Genomic DNA, 19835 nt, shown 5'->3' with positions numbered 1-19835 from the left:
GTTATGATCCCAGAGTTGTCAAAGGTGGTAGTCCTAACGCAGGAAGTAGATCGGCAAAGTTATCTAATACATAATCTGGTTTACTTAATGCGATAGATTCACCATAGTTATATCCGTAAGTTAAACCCACACAAGGACAATCTGCAGCTTTAGCGGCTAAGATATCATTATGAGAATCACCGACAAATAATAATTGATCTTTATGTAGGCCAAATTTTCCCACTGTAAGATACAGTGGAGCCGGATGGGGTTTTTTCTCTTTTACGTCATCGCCCCCTAATATTAAAGAAAAATAACAATCAATGGTTAATTTTTTTAATAAAGGGTCAATAAATGGCGTAGGTTTATTGGTGACGATTGCCATTAGTAAAGGTTGTTTGGCTATTTCTGCTAATGTTTCTTTTACTCCAGGAAAAAGCTGACTACCAGTTATTACTGTAGTTGCATAAATTTTATCAAATAATTGGCGAGTATTATTTTTGATTTCTGGTGTGATTTTAACATTTGCCCAAGTTAATGCGCGTTCTATCATAATATCGACGCCATTACCAACCCAGGTGGAAACAAGTTCTTTGCTCGCAGCGGGTAATTGCTGAATGATTAAAGCATCAGCTAATCCGCCTGCACTGTCGACTAATGTACCATCCAAATCAAATGCAATAACTTTAATCTTGGTTAATTTTTTAAATGCCATTAAATTGCCTCAGCTAACTTTTTACGCATAGCATCAATGACAGTTTTATAATCTGGTTGATTAAAAATTGCAGAACCTGCTACAAAGGTGTCAGCACCTGCATTTGCAACATTAATAATATTATTAACATTGATCCCGCCATCAACTTCTAGGCGAATATTATAACCGTTTTCATCGATCATTTTACGAACTTGACGCAATTTATTTAAGGTTTGTGGAATAAAAGATTGTTCACCAAAACCAGGATGTACCGACATGATTAGGATCATATCCAATTTATCTATCACGTAATCTAAATAGTGTAATGGTGTAGCAGGATTAAAAGCTAAACCAGCTTTACAACCGTTATCTGTAATGAATTGTAATGTGCGATCAATATGCTCACTTGCTTCAGCGTGAAAGGTAATATAGGTTGCACCAGCTTTAGCAAAGTCAGGAATCAGTCGATCTACTGGTTTTACCATCAAATGCACATCAATGGGTGCCTTAATACCATAATCTCGCAATGCTTTACATACCATTGGGCCAAAAGTTAAATTTGGAACATAATGGTTATCCATTACGTCAAAATGGATAATATCAGCTCCAGCTTTAATGACTTTACCAGTATCTTCACCTAAACATGCAAAATTTGCGGATAAAATAGAGGGGGCAATCAGAAAATCTTTCATTATTGTCTCCGATTTGTTTTTTTACCTTTTGCGTTTTTTTTATAAGTTGGATTATAAAATGCCAAAAGTTCATCGACTTTTCTACGAGCAAGGCTATTACGACTAATTGTTCTACGTACTTTAACAACATTTAGCTTGGCGTGATGATACCATTCTCTAGTCGCTGGTGTATCATGATTTGATATTAATACGGGTATTCCGCGAGTTGATGATAAGTGATAAGCAATTTGAGCCAGATTGTATTGTTCTTTGTTGCCAAAACTATTTGTATGATATGCGGTAAAATTAGCTGTATCAGAAAGAGGTGTATAGGGTGGATCACAGTAAACAACAGCACTTTTGTTTACTGATAGTAATGTTTCTTGATAGGTTTGGCAGACAAAAATAGCTTTTTGTGCTTTTTCTGCAAACCAATAGAGTTCATCTGCAGGAAAATAAGGTTTTTTATAGCGCCCAAATGGAACGTTAAATTCCCCTTTTGAGTTGTAACGACAAAGACCATTGTAGCAATGACGATTAAGATATAAAAATAGTTCACTACGACGTCTAGGATTATTACATAAGTTGAATTCAGTACGTAAACGGTAGTATTGCTCATGCGTATTAAACTCGTTGTTAAAAAGCTGACGTGAATGCTGCACAAATGTATCAGTATGATATTTTACAGTATTATATAAATTGATAAGATCATTATTAATGTCAGCTAGGATGTAAGTATTATAGTTGGTATTCAAAAATACTGAACCTGACCCGACAAATGGCTCTACCAGACAATCACCTTTTGGTAGATATTTTTTAATTTCTTCTACCAGAAGATATTTACCGCCAGCCCATTTTAAAAAAGCGCGTTTTTTCTTCATGCCGCCATATTTTATCTAAATGTTCCAGAGTTTTTGATATATCTCTGTTTAGGACAGCATATTTGCGCCTAATGATTCTTTATTTTTGATCTTGCTTAACTTGCTGAAATTTTCTAACCCAGGGTTTTTTTTCCTGAACAGAAGCGGGCAAAGTTGAAATTGCTTTTTTTGCTTCACTGACTGAGCGGTAATTACCTTGGATAAGAACATACCATGGTTGTTCATTGCGTATGGTCTTATAGATTTTATAATTAGTTAAGCGATTGTTTTTAGCAAATGCTTCTAGTGAGTTAGAACGGCTCGCACTACTTAATTGTAGTGTGTAATTACTCGCTGGAGCCGATAATAAATCTCCACTTTGATTTGTATGTGTTCTAACTATAGGGTTTGTTTTTATTTCAGGATTAGTTTTAATTGGTTCAACGATTTTAGGTGGTGTAGTAGCGGGAAGTTTTGTTGATGATGTCGTTGATGTTGGATTTTCAACGAGTTGTTGCTTTGCATTAGGTAATGATTGTCCCTGGCGTAAAGCATCAACAACGTCACCAGGGATTTCAATACGTTTACCTTGCCCTTGGTTGGCTGGAGGTAAGGAACTTTCAGTCGGTGTATCACTAATTGAAGGCATGGTTACGTTTTGTGGTTGGTTTTGTTCTTGGGATAAAGGGGACTCATTTGATAGTGATGTTGATTTAGAAATATCAATGTTACGTTCATTTATTGTTGTAGAGGTATTTTGTTTCTCATGATCTGTTGGCGCTTTAAGTGCTGAGCTAATCGCGATAATGAGTAATAATAGAACCAAAACAGCGATACCAATCATGACATGTTGCCGAGAAGCTAGATGGTGTTTAGATCCTTGTTGACGTGAACGTAATACAGGCCTGTCTGAAGTGTCTGGCCGGAAGTTACTCTGATCTTGAGGATCTCTTTCTGGTTTAAACTCGTCCATTTCCCCTCCCTTTAAGGTGAATGACCTCATATCATGGATAAAGATGATTTTTTGTACAATTTGATTCTAAAATACGGATATTTATTATAGTGTCACTATGGCTATTATCTTGCTATCTCAATCACGGTTTAATCTGTATGTAGGCATTGTTTAATTGCTTTTAAAACAATCTCATGGCTTATATTAGTATATAATTCTGCGTTGCCAATAGATTTGGGTAGCACCAGATTGAGTTGATTATTAACTACTTTTTTATCTCTCATCATGTGAGGTAAATAGGCTTCAGCAGCCATTTTTGCTGGTCCCTTAATAGGGAGATTTGCTTGCCTCAGTAAGTTTAAAATGCGTTGAGTATCATTATTATCAAATTGGCCAATTAACTCTGCGGTTTTTGCAGCCATCACGATACCTGCAGCAACTGCCTCACCGTGTAGCCAACAACTATAGTTTAATTCAGTTTCAATGGCATGACCAAAGGTATGTCCTAAGTTCAATAATGCACGTTGTCCATTGGTTTCTTTTTCATCTATAGCAATGATTTTTGCTTTTAATTCACAACAATGTCGTATGCAATAACTTATTGTTTTTTCATCTAATTCAAATAGTTTATTAATGTTTTTTTCTAACCAACAAAAAAAATCATAATCTAGAATAATGCCATATTTAATAATTTCAGCTAAGCCTGAAGAAAACTGACGTACTGGTAATGTTTTTAGACTATCTAAATCAATAATAACTGATATTGGCTGATAGAAAGCACCAATCATGTTTTTACCTAATGGATGATTGACTGCTGTTTTTCCTCCAACAGATGAGTCAATTTGAGATAAAAGCGAGGTTGGTGCTTGGATAAAACGAACGCCTCTTTTGTAGCAGGCGGCAGCAAATCCTGTCAAGTCACCAATAACACCGCCCCCAAGGCCAATAAGAGTGGTGCTTCGAGGATGATTTTTTTCCAATAAAGCAGTGAAGACAGTATCAAGAGTAGCTAATGATTTGTACTGTTCTCCGTCAGGTAGAATGATCTCATCAACTTTGACGCCCATTTTTGGAAGAGTAGATTTTACTCTTGCAGAATAAATGGAATGTAGCGTTTTGTTCGTTACAATCATTGCGTATTCGCCACTTTTAAGCGGCAAAAAAGCATCAGGCGAGTTAAGTAAACCAAAAGCGATACTAATAGGGTAACTCCGTTCACCGAGTGTAACTGTCAATTTTTCCATATTGATTTTACCTTTATGGCATGGTCAATCAGTCATTCATATTGATTTATTGAAATTAATTATTTTCTAATAATCCAATGATTTGGTTAGCAACTACTTTTGCACTTTGATCGTCGGTATGAATAGTAATGTCTGCGATTTCTTCATAAAGTGGATTACGTTCATGAGCGAGTTTTTCTAAAACTTCACGAGCAGGCTGATCTACTTGCAATAAAGGTCTTTTTTTATCTCGTTGAGTTCGTGCCATTTGTTTTTCAATCGTAGTTTCAAGATAAACGACTAACCCGCGAGCAGAAAGACGGTTGCGTGTTTCTTTTGATTTTACCGCTCCCCCCCCTGTTGCTAGAACAATGCCTTGTTTTTCTGTAAGCTCATTGATAATTTTTTCTTCACGTTCCCGAAAACCTTCTTCGCCTTCCAAATCAAATACCCAACTCACATCAGCACCAGTACGTCGTTCAATTTCTTGATCAGAATCAAAAAACTCCATACTAAGTTGCTGCGCTAGCTGGCGACCAATAGTACTTTTTCCGGCGCCCATAGGCCCAACCAGAAAGATATTGCGTTTCTCTGCCATGTTTTTGGTATTACTAAGATTATTCGTTAATGATAACCCGCCCCGCCAATCAAATTAGCAACGGGACCTATAATTGAAACCTCATGAGTATTGACATCTTTTCTTGCATATAAAAGCAAAAAAATCCCAAATACATTCAGTTTTTTCTGAATTATATCGGAAGGGCCTGTTTTTGGAACATAACTGATAGCAGTATTTCTTCACAGGTTTAAAATCCCGAATGTCTCGTAATACGTAATATACAGTATTACGAAGCTCAAGTATTCGTCTTTAAGTTTGTTTGCGCACTAAGTTTAACATCAATCAATTTGAAAACCACGTCGATATCTATACGGAAAATGTATTATTTGCTGCCAATTATGAATGATATTAAATTGGATATAAAAATTATCGCAATAGATTAGCTAAAAATGCAACTCTAATCGTACATATAAAGGTTTTATTATCGAGTGTGTGCGCAATAATATTTATTTCGCTAAATAGCTAACCTTGTAAGCTAAATCTTTCTTATCTTCAAATTTATAATCCACTATTCACAATAATCGGATGATTTTTGCTCTCTTGGGTGCTGCTTAGGATGAAGTTATATTATAAAAAATAATTATTAGTTACTATATTTTGTTAAATATTAATTAATTGTGGTGTTATAAATATGATTAATTCTCTATGGTAAGTTTGTTTTCCATTTTTGGTGAATAAATGACCAAAAAAAGGAATGTCTGCCAGGTAGGGGGTTTTTTGCTGTTGACTGTTTTTTTCTGCTGAAAAATCCCACCTAAAATAAGTGTTTCTCCATGATTAATAGTAACTTGGGTTGATATTTCTTGTTTATTAATTGCAATATGTTGGTAAGCATTTGCTAGCAGAGTGGTATTGGGACTATTTTGACTGATTTTTAGCGATAGGCGAACTTTACCTCCTCGTAAAATAGTAGGAGTAACTTCCATTCCTAAAATTGCTTCTTTAAATTTTATCTGGCTTTTTTTATTACTTTGAATGACATAAGGGATTTCTGTGCTTTGTTTAATGCTGGCAGATTGATTATGAGAGGCCATTAATCTGGGGCTGGCAATGATAGATAGCTGATTTTCTTGTTCTAAAGCACTTAATTCCAGTGACAATAAGTGACTTTTAATTTTAGCAATATTAAATGCGATATGTGGAATTGAAGACGGTGCTGGTTGATGAATATTAAGTCGATTGATCCCTACTTGATTGATTTTATCTGTACTAAGTTCCCAACAGATACCCAGCTCATACAAAGCTTCTCGACTTGTATTGATAATATAGGCTGTGATTTGGACTTGTTGTTGAGGTATATCAATTTTTTTAGCCACGATTGAAGACGCTCAATATGTCTCTGTGTATCCTCAAAAATTAAGTTATTGGTCTGTTTATCGGAAAAAACTTTTCCTTTTTTTGAGAGTAAAGGCGGATTATTTTGTGAAAGTTGAGATGCTAGTAATTCCGCTTCGACATATTGCAGGGGATAACTTAGATAATGTATATCACTCTTTTCTTCAGCTATCGATATTGTGGGGGTAACATTGTTTTCAATGATTTCCTCTGTTTTTGGCGGTGTAAATGGCTCTCTGGCGGCTATAACATTAACGCTAAATAATGTTATTAATAAGACAATTGATATTAAAGTAAGTAAATTCATTATGTTAGGCTTTTTGTCATGGATGAAAGAATGCATTCGCAATGTAAATTATTTTTTTTGGGTGTTATTTTTAGCTGATGAATAAGTAGTATTGGATGTGTTTTTTGTAAGTTTTCGATAAAAGCTATTAATTGATAGTAGCTTGCTAAAATTGTGAAATAGTAATCTACGCGATTATTTTGATTTTGTTGTTGCCAGTAGATAAGTTTTTCATGGCTTTGTTGAATAAATCGAACTTTTAGGTGATTGGCGGATCTGATCGCTAAATTCGTTTCAACATCAGGTTCCCATGGCAAAGCAAAAGTTTAAAATTACCAACTGGCCCGCGTACAACAAGGCACTCAGACAACGCGGTTCCCTGACGGTATGGCTTGATGAGTCGGCCATCGCTGGATGGACTGACAGTTCTTCGCCTGAAGGTCGTGGCCGGCCGCTTTACTACAGCGATATGGCTGTTACCACTGTCCTGATGATGAAGCGTGTGTTTAACCTGTCGCTCCGGGCATTACAGGGCTTCGTTGATTCGATTTTTAAACTCATGTCTTAGCCGCTGTGCTGTCCGGACTACTCGCTGGTCAGCAGACGAGCAAAGAGCGTCAACATCAGCATAAAAACGCCAACGCGTGGTGAAATCTCGCATCTGGTCATCGACAGTACCGGTCTGAAGGTCTTTGGCGAAGGTGAAAGGAAAGTCAGGCAGCATGGGGCTGACAGACGAAGAGTGTGGCGCAAGCTTCATCTGGCAGCAGACAGTGTGACTCATGAGATTATCTGTGCCGACTTATCGCTCAGCGGAACGACAGATGCGCAGGCACTGCCGGGCCTGATTAACCAAAACCACCGGAAAATCAGGGAAGTGTTAGCAGACGGTGCTTATGACGCCTGTTACTGCCACGACGCGTTGCTAAGAAAGAAAATCAGGCCCCTTATCCCGCCGCGAAGCGGAGCGAAATACTGGCCGGACAAGTACCATGAACGTAACCATGCGGTGGCGAATCAGCGTCTGAGCAGGAGTAATGATATGTGGAAAAAGAAAGTGGGTTATCACCGGCGTTCAGTGGCAGAAACAGCGATGTTCCGCATAAAAACTTTGCTGGGTGGCCATCTGAGGCTGCGTGACTATGAGGCTCAGGTAGGTGAAGCAATGGCGATGGTCAAAGCGCTGAACCGTATGACGTTGTTGGGTATGCCACACAGCGTCAGGATCGGATAACAGGTGTAGCAGAGGGAGCCATCCTGGCGGCTAATTCTGATTTATTCAACAAAGCCATTGAATCGTTGTACTGCAATATTTTATTCGACGCTAATGAGCAAAAATTTGTTATATCAAAAAGTTATTTTAATTATTTTAATAGAAAATAAATGAGTAAATATCATATCTTATTATGATAGTATTTGAAAGTGAGTATTTTTTGAAAAATGAGTTAGTTAAGCTGAACGAGCCATCATTGAGTATTAATAACAATAAGACATATTATGAATTTATTAAGCAATAAAACCAAATAAAAATTAACTTTTTGGCTCCTTTCGATGCCAGGAAATACTAAATAATTAACGACTGAGTCTGAGTATAATAATTGGCTATATTGGCGGTTTTTATTATTCCATGCAGTAAGTATTAAAAGTTGTAAATCTGTGATGTGGATGTGATTTGCAAATTAACCAACTGATAAAATTAATTTTTTACTTAAAAACAGTGTTTCTTATATTAATATCAATCTTATTACATTATTTTGTTGATATATATTAGAGTTTTTCATGATTAAAAATTATCTAACTAAAAAAACTTCACAATATTATCAATAAGGAAATGGCTCTGCTTGATTCCAATAAAAGCGGGAATGAGGATATAAGAAATGCTAAACAATTTTATGATCCTATGAAGTAAGTCAACAGATATTATATTCTACAATAGCGAATAATAACCTTTGTTTACAGTTTAAAAATGTTGAAATAGTTTATCCATTTTGTGGTCGAGTTTAACGGTGTTCCTGGCGAAACCGTTATATCTTATAACAATAGAGACCATTTTCATTATATCAGTATCAATGCTGATGATGATTTAAAGCCAGATTTTGTCATTAAAGTTGCAGCTAACATTGTAACGGCCCATGATTTTATTTTATAAATAACCTTGCGCGGTCATATGAATATGGCAGAAAAAGTATTGCAGTAAGTCAAATTGAAAATATCTTTTTTGCTGATAACCGTTGAATTAATTTTCAATGTTAGTGATTAACTAGTGATGAGGCTAATCAATCCGCTAACTTAAAATTACTAAAGATTTATCAGGCTGTTTTCATGTAAAACAACATCAATGTGTAATCAGTGCTGCATATCTGTTCGCCAAAGGGTATACTGAATCACTTTTTTAAATCACAAGCTATCTATCGCGCGAATCTAACATGCAAAAGTTTGATACCAAAACCTTTCAGGGATTGATCCTAACATTACAGGATTACTGGGAGCGTCAAGGCTGCACCATTGTTCAACCATTGGATATGGAAGTTGGTGCAGGGACGTCCCATCCGATGACTTGCTTGCGGGCACTAGGCCCGGAGCCAATCGCTGCTGCTTATGTGCAACCATCTCGTCGGCCAACTGATGGACGTTATGGTAAAAATCCTAATCGTCTTCAGCACTATTATCAATTTCAAGTCATTATTAAGCCTTCACCGGATAATATTCAAGAGTTATATCTTGGTTCATTAAAAGCATTAGGGGTAGATCCCACTGTTCATGATATCCGTTTTGTTGAAGATAACTGGGAAAACCCAACTTTGGGAGCCTGGGGACTTGGTTGGGAGGTTTGGCTAAATGGGATGGAAGTCACCCAGTTTACCTATTTTCAGCAAGTCGGAGGCTTGGAGTGTAAACCGGTTACCGGCGAGATCACCTACGGCCTTGAGCGTTTGGCTATGTATATTCAAGCGGTTGACAGTGTGTATGAGCTAGTCTGGTCTGATGGCCCGTTAGGCAAAACAACCTATGGTGATATTTATCATCAAAATGAAGTTGAGCAGTCGGCTTATAATTTTGAGTATGCTAATGTTGATTTTCTTTTCAAATGTTTTGAAGAATATGAAAAAGAAGCACAATATTTATTGTCACTAGAAACGCCACTGCCTTTACCTGCTTATGAACGAATTTTAAAAGCTGCCCATACGTTTAATTTATTGGATGCACGTAAAGCTATTTCAGTCACTGAGCGGCAACGTTATATTTTACGTATTCGTACCTTAACCAAAGGGGTTGCAGCAGCTTATTATGCTGCTCGTGAAGCATTAGGTTTTCCAATCTGTAAAAATAAAAATTAAGAGGCTGTCATTATGCAACAGACTTTCCTGGTGGAAATCGGCACAGAAGAGTTACCGCCGAAGGCTCTTCGTTCATTAGCTGGATCATTTGCGGCAAATTTTAAACATCAATTAGAACAAGCTGAACTGCAGTATGGTGAAGTGCTTTGGTATGCCTCTCCCCGTCGTTTAGCACTAAAAATCACCGATTTGGCCGCACATCAAGCTGATCGTGAAGTTGAGAAGCGCGGCCCGGCAATTAGTCAGGCTTTTGATGCGACAGGTAAAGCGACGAAGGCCGCTGAAGGTTGGGCTCGTGGCTGTGGCATCACCGTTGAGCAGGCAGAACGTTTGGTCACCGATAAGGGGGAGTGGTTATTTTATCGTGCGACCAGTAAAGGCTGTGCCGCAAAAGAGTTGCTTGTTGATATGGTAGCGAATGCATTGAATCAGTTACCGATCCCAAAGCTGATGCGCTGGGGAGACAAGGCAACACAATTTGTCCGGCCTGTTCATACCTTAATCATGTTATTGGGTGATCAGCTGCTCGAAGGTGAAGTATTGGGTATTCCGAGCGATCGCGTGATCCGTGGCCATCGATTTATGGGAGAAGCTGAACTGACTATTGATTCAGCGGAACAATACCCTGCGATCTTACGTGAACGTGGTAAAGTTATTGCTGATTATGAAGAGCGTAAGTCCTTAATCAAGCATGAGGCGAATAAGGTAGCACAGCAATTAGGCGGTACTGTTGAATTGTCCGATAGTTTACTCGAAGAAGTAACATCATTGGTTGAGTGGTCGGTGGTATTAACCGCAAAATTTGAGCAGAAATTTTTGTCTGTACCAGCGGAAGCGTTAGTTCATACCATGAAAGGCGATCAAAAATACTTCCCAGTTTATGATCAGATTGGTAATTTGATGGCTAATTTTATTTTTGTTGCCAATATTGAATCTTCTGAGCCACAGCAAATCATTGCTGGTAATGAAAAGGTGATCCGTCCACGTTTGGCAGATGCTGAATTTTTCTTTAAAACCGATTGTAAAAAGCGTTTAGAAGAATATTTACCCCGACTGGAAACAGTTTTATTCCAAAAACAGCTTGGTACATTGCGTGATAAAACCGATCGTTTAGAAGTGTTAGCCGGTTGGATCGCAGCTAAAATTGGTGCCGATGTCAATCATGCTACTCGTGCCGGTCTGTTATCCAAATGTGATTTGATGACCAATATGGTGTTCGAATTTACCGACACACAAGGTGTTATGGGGATGTATTACGCCCGTCGGGATGGTGAAGCGGAAGATGTGGCGGTGGCAATCAAGGAGCAGTATCAACCCCGTTTTGCTGGTGATCTGTTACCTTCTAATCATATCGCGGTTGCGTTGGCGCTGGCCGATAAAATGGACACTCTGGTAGGTATTTTTGGTATTGGCCAACCGCCTAAGGGCGATAAAGATCCCTTTGCCTTACGTCGTGCGGCCCTTGGTGTGTTACGTATTATTATTGAAAAGGGTTTCGATCTGGATTTATTAGCATTAACACAGCAGACGGCCCAGTTGTATGCTAATAAGCTAACCAATAAAAATGTTGTCGATGATGTTGTTGAGTTTATGCTGGGGCGTTTTCGTGCCTGGTATCAAGAGCAAGGTTACCGCATTGATACTATCCAGGCTGTTTTAGCTCGTCGGCCAACTAAACCGGCAGATTTTGATGCTCGTGTGAAAGCTGTTACCCATTTTCGGACTTTGCCAGCGGCAGAAGCACTGGCGGCGGCTAATAAACGGGTTGCCAATATTCTGAATAAGTCAGATGAAAAATTGAATGACAATGTTGCCGCCACAGTGTTAAAAGCGCCTGAAGAGGTCACCTTAGCGGCTCATATGGTTGTTTTACAAGATAAACTGGCACCATTATTGGCTGACGGACAATATCAAAGCGCATTAACTGAATTGGCTTCACTGCGTGAGGTTATCGATGCTTTCTTTGATAATGTAATGGTGATGGATAGCGATCAAATAGTCAGGATCAATCGTCTGACCTTGCTAAGTCAGTTGCGTGATTTATTTTTACAGGTAGCTGATATCTCTTTATTGCAATAATCTATTCAGCGATTAAAAATCCCTTGGATGAATCTTCAAGGGATTTTATTTATAATTAACTATTTTTATTTCTGTTCTTACCTATATTGGGACCTGTTATTGTAGGTAATCACCAATAACCAGGCTTTGTTGAATAAATCGAACTTTTAGGTGATTGGCGGAGCTGATCGCTAAATTCGTTTCAACATCAGGTCCCCATGGCAAAGCAAAAGTTTAAAATTACCAACTGGCCCGCGTACAACAAGGCACTCAGACAACGCGGTTCCCTGACGGTCTGGCTTGATGAGTCGGCCATCGCTGGATGGACTGACAGTTCTTCGCCTGAAGGTCGTGGCCGGCCGCTTTACTACAGCGATATGGCTGTTACCACTGTCCTGATGATGAAGCGTGTGTTTAACCTGTCGCTCCGGGCATTACAGGGCTTCGTTGATTCGATTTTTAAACTCATGTCTTTGCCGCTGTGCTGTCCGGACTACTCGCTGGTCAGCAGACGAGCAAAGAGCGTCAACATCAGCATAAAAACGCCAACGCGTGGTGAAATCTCGCATCTGGTCATCGACAGTACCGGTCTGAAGGTCTTTGGCGAAGGTGAAGGGAAAGTCAGGCAGCATGGGGCTGACAGACGAAGAGTGTGGCGCAAGCTTCATCTGGCAGCAGACAGTGTGACTCATGAGATTATCTGTGCCGACTTATCGCTCAGCGGAACGACAGATGCGCAGGCACTGCCGGGCCTGATTAACCAAACCCACCGGAAAATCAGGGAAGTGTCAGCAGACGGTGCTTATGACGCCTGTTACTGCCACGATGCGTTGCTAAGAAAGAAAATCAGGCCCCTTATCCCGCCGCGAAGCGGAGCGAAATACTGGCCGGACAAGTACCATGAACGTAACCATGCGGTGGCGAATCAGCGTCTGAGCAGGAGTAATGATATGTGGAAAAAGAAAGTGGGTTATCAACGGCGTTCAGTGGCAGAAACAGCGATGTTCCGCATAAAAACTTTGCTGGGTGGCCATCTGAGCCTGCGTGACTATGAGGCTCAGGTAGGTGAAGCAATGGCGATGGTCAAAGCGCTGAACCGTATGACGTTGTTGGGTATGCCACACAGCGTCAGGATCGGATAACAGCTGTAGCAGAGGGAGCCATCCTGTCGGCTAATTCTGATTTATTCAACAAAGCCATTTAGACACTGAACCTGAATAGCGGAAAGAACCGCTATCAATACAGCAAAGAAGAAAAGATTACATGCTATTACAACGGCTGAACCGAAAATTACTATAAAGAATTCTGTCTATAATATCTTCTCGCTTCATCGCTATTAATCCTTGCTTGTATTATCACTCTCTGAATTTTTTGATGTGGATAATTCATTTTGTTCTGTTGGCCTAACAACCATTGCAGGCATCTACTTTTGCTCTGAAACACTTTCTGTCACAACTTTTTTATCAGTCATTGATAAATCTTTTTTATTTGGCGGTGGTAACTAAAGAACCACTTCACCTGATGTGGTTAAAAGCAGGCACTAATAACAGTGTGGAGTAATGCACAAAAATAAAGATGCTGTTTGTTAGTTACTTTTCTATGTCGTAGCAACCAGCGGTTATCTATTGTCACACTTGTCAAGGGCGTGATGATAATACTGTTAGTTAACCGCTTTTTTATCTATAAAAAATAATTAAATAAAGTATCTTCGCCAACAAAATTTTAGTTGTCTTATGACACAATTTTGGTGGAACTATTGCACAACGGCTAGCAGAAATAGAATCATCTCGTATAAAGAGTTTGATCTTCCATAATGCATTTGTTTTACGTGATGGAGAATCACTTTATGATATGTACCCACCTATTTTTCACGAAATATGGGAAAAAATAGCCATTGATAATAAAATAAAGCTCCCTTTTGAGATTTTTAGAGAGTTATTTATTGGTGATGTTGAATTAGAAAAAGCAAAGGAAGTCTATGATAATTTTTGGTCCCCATGTTGTGCTGCAAGTCATTACGATAAAGTACCGCTAAAAACATTTGAATCACTATCAATTCCTCGTAGCATAATATATGCGTCAAGAGATAATGCTCTTCCTGTTGGTGAATATGGCTGGCACCCTAAATTTAGCAATCGTCTGAATATTTATCGTTTTACTGAATTACCAGGAAGCCATGAAGTATTATTCAGTAATCCTCAAAGACTTACTGAATGTATAATACACGCTAGTAGACCTTAATTTCTTTTTATTTTAATAAAATTATTTTAAACAAGCATGGTATATAACCTGTACAGAGAATTTATTCGGAGGTTGAAATCCTCTCATGCCGACCAATTTTTACTTAGAAAACCAATTAGTTATGATTGGTTTTTTGTGCCTGAAATTTACGTGGGGTAAATTTAGGATAAAATTGACAAAAAATTCACTTGCTAGTGAATGACCAATAATTTTGATTCAGACTATCCTGCTGAGTCGTTAATAACCAGCTGATTAGTCGTTTTAATTTATGGTCTATTTTATTTCATTGCCATAAATGAATTACCACTATTGCAGGACAGAAAGTAAAAAAAAGCCAGCTTAGCTGGCCAAAAAAAACAGGAAAAAATAATGATGTAAAACAAATATCTAAAATATAAAGTCAGTCAATTGCTGCGAGAAACGAAACATAACACAAATTTGCTTAAATATTGATCTGAAAACTAATTAGTATGATATCCATCACAGCTTAATACTCTAAATTACAAAAATGTAATTGTTATGATCTAATGACAAACAATAAATAACAAATGAAAAATGGTATGGAAAATAATTTTCTGCCCTTTTCAGTAATTTGCTGGACCAGACCACTTACCTAATCGGCATAAGCAATTTATTCATTTAACCATTTAGCCAACCAAACCCTCATTTCATGATTAAACTACGCTAAAGCAATAAATTAACTTCTAAAACATCGTCGCCCTACTAATAGCTAAATGAAAAATTATGACTGCAAAAGCTTTATAATAACGCCCTGCCAAATCTGATAGTTTTAACCACCTATTTTAATAAGCAAAACAATCCAACGTATTTTACTCAATTGCTGCTAGCTGTATCCTACTATGCAATCAGCAATAAAATTATATATGTTGTTTGCAGTATTTTATTTAATACACCAAATGATTATTAATGCGGTAGAAGTTAATAAGTTGCTATAAATTTAACCAGTCATGACTGGACGGTATACAAATTAACGGCAAAAAGTATATAATACTGTTTGATGCTTAGACCGGCTTTGTTGAATAAATCAGAATTAGCCGCCAGGATGGCTCCCTCTGCTACAGCTGTTATCCGATCCTGACGCTGTGTGGCATACCCAACAACGTCATACGGTTCAGCGCTTTGACCATCGCCATTGCTTCACCTACCTGAGCCTCATAGTCACGCAGCCTCAGATGGCCACCCAGCAAAGTTTTTATGCGGAACATCGCTGTTTCTGCCACTGAACGCCGGTGATAACCCACTTTCTTTTTCCACATATCATTACTCCTGCTCAGACGCTGATTCGCCACCGCATGGTTACGTTCATGGTACTTGTCCGGCCAGTATTTCGCTCCGCTTCGCGGTGGGATAAGGGGCCTGATTTTCTTTCTTAGCAACGCGTCGTGGCAGTAACAGGCGTCATAAGCACCGTCTGCTGACACTTCCCTGATTTTCCGGTGGGTTTGGTTAATCAGGCCCGGCAGTGCCTGCGCATCTGTCGTTCCGCTGAGCGATAAGTCGGCACAGATAATCTCATGAGTCACACTGTCTGCTGCCAGATGAAGCTTGCGCCACACTCTTCGTCTGTCAGCCCCATGCTGCCTGACTTTCCATTCACCTTCGCCAAAGACCTTCAGACCGGTACTGTCGATGACCAGATGCGAGATTTCACCACGCGTTGGCGTTTTTATGCTGATGTTTACGCTCTTTGCTCGTCTGCTGACCAGCGAGTAGTCCGGACAGCACAGCGGCAAAGACATGAGTTTAAAAATCGAATCAACGAAGCCCTGTAATGCCCGGAGCGACAGGTTAAACACACGCTTCATCATCAGGACAGTGGTAACAGCCATATCGCTGTAGTAAAGCGGCCGGCCACGACCTTCAGGCGAAGAACTGTCAGTCCATCCAGCGATGGCCGACTCATCAAGCCAGACCGTCAGGGAACCGCGTTGTCTGAGTGCCTTGTTGTACGCGGGCCAGTTGGTAATTTTAAACTTTTGCTTTGCCATGGGGACCTGATGTTGAAACGAATTTAGCGATCAGCTCCGCCAATCACCTAAAAGTTCGATTTATTCAACAAAGCCTAGATTTTATCGATTAGATTACCTTGATTTAGCTTTTGTAAATAATAGATCAGCTGAAAAGGCGACTATTTATGGCAATGGTCAAAATCGAATTGCGATTTCATTAAAAGTGAAAGTTGTTGATAAAGATAATCATCCCTTAGTCATTTCGGCGGATGAATTACAAGGTCGGGCACACTTAGTTGAATATCGCAGTGGCAGACGATTAAATTGGGAAGGCAATGCTCCTAATAATTTTAAGCCTTGGATTTATACGAGGCATAGTAATGACTATATTATGGTGCCTTCGTTTGACACATTTTTGAGTGATAGCTACGTTGACACTCAAACAGGGGAGCAGGAAGTCATTTTTTATCTTTATGCGACTGACGTTAGTAACGGTATCGATATCGCGGCAGGATTCAATGTTCATGGCGTGGGTGATTTTAATAACAGCTAAAGTGGCACTGCCACTAGAAATGGTCCGCGTGGCGAAACAGGATCATCATTTAGAAATCCACAAAGAAAATATATTAAATCTATTGAGAAGGTTAATTATAGTGATCAGAAAAATATTGATGTAATAGCGGAATCTATGGTTTTTGAAAATAACTTTAGTTGGATGTCTCGCTTCAGCGATTCTGGGCCATATAAGGGACATCAAAATGGTGAAGTATGGTCACGCGTTGTAAAATTTAAGCCAAAGAATTCAGAGAATTTTAAAAAGTGGTCTATCGACTATGATATTAAAAAAAATCACGATGCAAATCGTGGTATTGTTTTATGGCCTCCTATCGAAGAAGGATTTTTTTGTATTGTAGGCCCAGATGTCCCTTATTCAGTGATCCATAGGCCAAATAAAGGTAATAATGGCTCGCAAGCACATGTTAATTTTTGGTATAATCCAGATAAAGGCACTTTTGAAGTAAATGGTCATTTTTATCTGGAAGATAGCTCGTATGTGTATCGGCTTGCTCCCTTTGTTAAAGCAAACCGTACTAGAAACGAGACGCCTACCATGTACTTATATAAATGTATTATTCCGGAAAATAACACTGAACAACTCCAGTGGCAAGATGTGCTTAACAAAGCAAAAGTCAAAGTAACTGACATGTTTGGTAATTCAGGAGAATTCAATCTTTCTTTTGATAAAGAAAATTTTGACCTTCCCGCTGTGAGTTAATATTTTGTACCGTAATCTCGCTTCTCGTTATTTTTAATAAGCATGCCGCTCCACCTTATTAAATAGTCCTTGAGAAAATAATCACGCTCTTTGGGTTTTGCTACTTCGATTTCTTTTACTGATAAGGGTTTGGTTTGTCTTGCTATTATTGATGTTCCATTTTTTAGGTACCTCAAAAACTATCAAAGTACCTAAGATAATTTGATTTAATTAGGTTACATTAGACAAGAGCATAGAAAAGCCGACAACTCATTGAATTAGCGGGCTTTTCAGTCTTCTTTGGATGTCCTTAGAAGATAATTTGGTGGGCTGGCGGAGTCTGAATTAGTCCGCTAACCGACTGAATTAAAATATTAATTCTTCAATTCAATTATTCGTTGGTGCCTAAGAAGGTGCCTAAAACTAATTTTCATTTTATCGGTCCGATTCGCATTATCTTACAAGGCTACTTAGGAGAAGGCGAGAGCTGGTTTCGACAATCACCTCGCCGGGTTCCTCCGCGATACGCAGCGTAAGCCCTTGAGCATTAACGGCAGCCATCAGTTCAGCGATCTCGATACCGTCAACATCGACCGCGATTTTCTCCATGTTAAGTGCCAGCACGCTGATGCTGTCAGCGCTGATGTTCAGATCTATTTTCAATGTGCTTCTCCTCCCTAATATCGGCCTGTTGTGATGCTGGTTATGGTGCTGTAGCTGCTGCTCACTATCAGCCCGGTTGCACGGCGGGCACTCATAATGTCGGTGCACCAATCATCGGCGAGCACTCGGTGAAGCTGAAACGGCTGTGGTCGGTTTGCACCAGTTCATACCTTTCCACAATGAAATTGATGGCGTCGCACAGAGAAATACCGGCGTTGATGTGCGCCTGAATGACACTGTCGTCGTCAAACGGCGTATCGTTGAGCGTGAGGCCGTAGTGTTTATCCAGCAGATGTGTGAGCAGCACCTGCCAGACCTGCACGGGGGACCGGCATGGCTCAACCGCCCGTGGCTCGGGTAACGGTAAATTTTGCATGTGGTGTAATCCTGTTGTCAGATGACGGCGGGTCAGCCGGTTATTGCCGAAGAGGGATAAATCGCGATGTAAACATAACCGTGCGAACCGAGCGTGTCGGCTTCGCAGGTCATTCCGATGTAATGAAGGGTAACGCGTTGCTGGTGACGGGAATTCAGTTCACCGGCTGACAGCAGCTGTTCCAGCTATTTCATTATCAGTGGAAAAGCCTGGTCAAGGCGAAGTGCTTCATCGTCGCTGACGTCGCCGGTAAACCCTGCCCGGTCAACCAGAAAGTGCATCCGGTTGCCTTCCTGCACCAGCCTGGCACCGAAGCACGGCGTTTTACTGCACGTCAGCCCCCATTGTTGAGAATGCATATGTCCTCCTTTAGGACCAGCCGCGTTCGGCGAACGAGACAATCTCTTTGCTGCCGACAATCAGATGGTCCAGTACTCGCACCTCAACCAGCGCCAGCGCTTTTTTCAGCCGTGCGGTGATGCGCCGGTCGGCATCGCTGGGTTCAGCATATCCAGATGGATGGTTGTGGGCAAAGATTGCCGCAGCGGCGTTATGCCGCAGTGCGGCTTTAACCACCTCGCGGGGATGAATTTCTGTGCTGGTGATGTAGCCGTGAAACAGGGTTTCGTGTGCCAGCAGCCGGTTCTGATTATCCAGAAACACCACCATAAACACTTCCCGCTCCAGTCCTGCGAGGTTCAGTCTCAGCCAGTCGCGGGTGAGTGCTGCCGAGGTAAACGCCACTCCAGGTTCGCTCAGGTGATTTTCGATAAGCGTCAGGGCGCGTTTTATGGTGCGGTGTGAATTGAGTGGATAAGGTAATTAAGTCATTTCCATAATGTTATCTGCCGTCAGTCGATGATGTGCATGATGGCGTTGCTTTCAGGATGGCTCAGCGCAAATTCACGAAGACGATAGTAGTGTTCGCTCATAGCAGGGCTGCCGGTTCTGCAGGCATGGTGGCTCCAGTTCAGCAGGCAGACACTGATGCCAGCCGCTTCGCTGCTCATCTCCGCGCTGTTGCCATTCAGTTTGTTGAACATTGCCCAGTTATCTTCGCTATCTGGTGCGATGAAGGCACCGCCGTTGCTGAGCGTGTAATAATTCCAGTATCCGCCGTTGTAAGCTTCGCACAGTCGATCCATCCAGGCGAAAGCACGAGGTTCCAGAAGCATCCACTGAGGGATTTTGCCGAAGTGCTTGGGCCAGAAGTTAAGGCGCTGCCTGTCTGGTACGGATGTTGCGGTGACTGGTGTTGTGGTGTGATCCATACTGACTCCGTATTTATGGTTTAAAAACAAAAAGGCCATGCCTC

Annotated in this window: 20 protein-coding genes and 5 pseudogenes; 9 read left to right on the top strand and 16 right to left on the bottom strand. The window is 40.2% G+C overall.

Annotated features, from left to right (window positions below; genetic code table 11):
• Position 1: 1 nt before the first annotated feature.
• The 9 genes and pseudogenes from E3U36_RS01085 to E3U36_RS01050 form a co-directional block, all read right to left on the bottom strand.
• A complete protein-coding gene (locus E3U36_RS01085; protein WP_180816817.1) occupies positions 2-694 on the bottom strand; it encodes a phosphoglycolate phosphatase in 693 nt (230 codons plus the stop codon).
• Complete coding sequence (rpe, locus tag E3U36_RS01080) at positions 694-1365, bottom strand: ribulose-phosphate 3-epimerase (protein ID WP_180816816.1); 672 nt, start codon at positions 1363-1365, stop codon at positions 694-696. The genes E3U36_RS01085 and rpe overlap by 1 nt, the downstream gene beginning before the upstream one ends.
• Positions 1365-2225 (bottom strand): adenine-specific DNA-methyltransferase, encoded by an 861-nt coding sequence (gene dam, locus E3U36_RS01075; RefSeq protein WP_180816815.1) that lies wholly within the window; start codon positions 2223-2225, stop codon positions 1365-1367. Before dam ends, rpe begins: the two co-directional genes overlap by 1 nt.
• Positions 2226-2304: 79 nt before the next feature.
• The gene (locus E3U36_RS01070) at positions 2305-3177 is read right to left on the bottom strand and encodes an SPOR domain-containing protein (RefSeq protein ID WP_180816814.1); all 873 of its coding nucleotides are present in this window, start codon (positions 3175-3177) and stop codon (positions 2305-2307) included.
• A gap of 128 nt (positions 3178-3305) precedes the next feature.
• On the bottom strand, positions 3306-4400 hold the full coding sequence (gene aroB / locus E3U36_RS01065) for a 3-dehydroquinate synthase (protein ID WP_180816813.1): 1095 nt from the start codon (positions 4398-4400) through the stop codon (positions 3306-3308).
• Positions 4401-4455: 55 nt separating this feature from the next.
• The gene (gene aroK, locus E3U36_RS01060) at positions 4456-4977 is read right to left on the bottom strand and encodes a shikimate kinase AroK (protein WP_180816812.1); all 522 of its coding nucleotides are present in this window, start codon (positions 4975-4977) and stop codon (positions 4456-4458) included.
• A 621-nt stretch (positions 4978-5598) separates the two neighbouring features.
• A pseudogene (locus E3U36_RS12415) lies at positions 5599-6032 on the bottom strand (secretin GspD/PilQ domain-containing protein).
• A 152-nt stretch (positions 6033-6184) separates the two neighbouring features.
• Complete coding sequence (locus E3U36_RS12410; protein ID WP_238337482.1) at positions 6185-6640, bottom strand: secretin N-terminal domain-containing protein; 456 nt, start codon at positions 6638-6640, stop codon at positions 6185-6187.
• On the bottom strand, positions 6640-6936 hold the full coding sequence (locus E3U36_RS01050) for a hypothetical protein (protein ID WP_180816811.1): 297 nt from the start codon (positions 6934-6936) through the stop codon (positions 6640-6642). The genes E3U36_RS12410 and E3U36_RS01050 overlap by 1 nt, the downstream gene beginning before the upstream one ends.
• On the opposite strand from E3U36_RS01050, the pseudogene E3U36_RS01045 reads away from it, so the two are divergent.
• From E3U36_RS01045 to E3U36_RS01020, 7 genes and pseudogenes are all read left to right on the top strand, one after another.
• Positions 6930-7853: pseudogene (locus E3U36_RS01045) on the top strand (IS5 family transposase). The gene E3U36_RS01050 and the pseudogene E3U36_RS01045 overlap by 7 nt on opposite strands.
• 756 nt (positions 7854-8609) lie before the next feature.
• The gene (locus E3U36_RS13120) at positions 8610-8768 is read left to right on the top strand and encodes a M10 family metallopeptidase C-terminal domain-containing protein (protein WP_369412947.1); all 159 of its coding nucleotides are present in this window, start codon (positions 8610-8612) and stop codon (positions 8766-8768) included.
• 277 nt (positions 8769-9045) lie between these two features.
• Complete coding sequence (glyQ, locus tag E3U36_RS01040) at positions 9046-9957, top strand: glycine--tRNA ligase subunit alpha (protein WP_180816810.1); 912 nt, start codon at positions 9046-9048, stop codon at positions 9955-9957.
• Positions 9958-9966: 9 nt separating this feature from the next.
• The gene (gene glyS, locus E3U36_RS01035; protein ID WP_180817483.1) at positions 9967-12036 is read left to right on the top strand and encodes a glycine--tRNA ligase subunit beta; all 2070 of its coding nucleotides are present in this window, start codon (positions 9967-9969) and stop codon (positions 12034-12036) included.
• 197 nt (positions 12037-12233) lie between these two features.
• Positions 12234-13157, top strand: coding sequence for an IS5 family transposase (locus tag E3U36_RS01030; protein WP_180816809.1), 924 nt, complete (start codon positions 12234-12236; stop codon positions 13155-13157).
• A gap of 201 nt (positions 13158-13358) precedes the next feature.
• Positions 13359-13520, top strand: a complete 162-nt coding sequence (locus E3U36_RS01025) for a hypothetical protein (protein ID WP_180816808.1) — start codon at positions 13359-13361, stop codon at positions 13518-13520.
• Between the two features lie 346 nt (positions 13521-13866).
• Positions 13867-14256: a salicylate esterase gene (locus E3U36_RS01020; protein ID WP_180816807.1), complete on the top strand. Its 390-nt coding sequence runs from the start codon at positions 13867-13869 to the stop codon at positions 14254-14256.
• Between the two features lie 1085 nt (positions 14257-15341).
• Here the strand turns inward: E3U36_RS01020 and E3U36_RS01015 are convergent.
• Positions 15342-16265, bottom strand: a complete 924-nt coding sequence (locus E3U36_RS01015) for an IS5 family transposase (RefSeq protein WP_180816040.1) — start codon at positions 16263-16265, stop codon at positions 15342-15344.
• A gap of 184 nt (positions 16266-16449) precedes the next feature.
• Here E3U36_RS01015 and E3U36_RS01010 point away from each other — a divergent pair, with 184 nt between their 5' ends.
• The gene (locus E3U36_RS01010) at positions 16450-16779 is read left to right on the top strand and encodes a hypothetical protein (RefSeq protein ID WP_180816806.1); all 330 of its coding nucleotides are present in this window, start codon (positions 16450-16452) and stop codon (positions 16777-16779) included.
• 135 nt (positions 16780-16914) lie between these two features.
• Positions 16915-17502: a hypothetical protein gene (locus tag E3U36_RS01005; protein WP_180816805.1), complete on the top strand. Its 588-nt coding sequence runs from the start codon at positions 16915-16917 to the stop codon at positions 17500-17502.
• A 35-nt stretch (positions 17503-17537) separates the two neighbouring features.
• On the opposite strand, the pseudogene E3U36_RS13335 reads toward E3U36_RS01005, so the two are convergent.
• The 6 genes and pseudogenes from E3U36_RS13335 to E3U36_RS00980 form a co-directional block, all read right to left on the bottom strand.
• A pseudogene (locus E3U36_RS13335) lies at positions 17538-17648 on the bottom strand (integrase arm-type DNA-binding domain-containing protein); the annotation flags it as partial.
• Between the two features lie 286 nt (positions 17649-17934).
• Positions 17935-18144 (bottom strand): DUF5983 family protein, encoded by a 210-nt coding sequence (locus tag E3U36_RS01000; RefSeq protein ID WP_180816804.1) that lies wholly within the window; start codon positions 18142-18144, stop codon positions 17935-17937.
• Positions 18145-18158: 14 nt separating this feature from the next.
• Positions 18159-18520: pseudogene (locus tag E3U36_RS00995) on the bottom strand (TA system toxin CbtA family protein).
• Positions 18521-18552: 32 nt separating this feature from the next.
• Positions 18553-18879, bottom strand: a pseudogene (locus E3U36_RS00990) (type IV toxin-antitoxin system YeeU family antitoxin).
• Between the two features lie 10 nt (positions 18880-18889).
• Positions 18890-19312 (bottom strand): RadC family protein, encoded by a 423-nt coding sequence (radC, locus tag E3U36_RS00985; RefSeq protein WP_180817482.1) that lies wholly within the window; start codon positions 19310-19312, stop codon positions 18890-18892.
• A gap of 59 nt (positions 19313-19371) precedes the next feature.
• Positions 19372-19791, bottom strand: a complete 420-nt coding sequence (locus E3U36_RS00980; RefSeq protein ID WP_180817481.1) for an antirestriction protein — start codon at positions 19789-19791, stop codon at positions 19372-19374.
• Positions 19792-19835 lie beyond the last annotated feature (44 nt).

It is taken from the genome of Arsenophonus endosymbiont of Aphis craccivora (assembly GCF_013460135.1).
Taxonomy (GTDB): Bacteria; Pseudomonadota; Gammaproteobacteria; order Enterobacterales; family Enterobacteriaceae; genus Arsenophonus; species Arsenophonus nilaparvatae.
The sequence above is the reverse complement of the archived record's forward strand: the minus strand, read 5'-3'. Positions and strand labels throughout refer to the sequence as shown.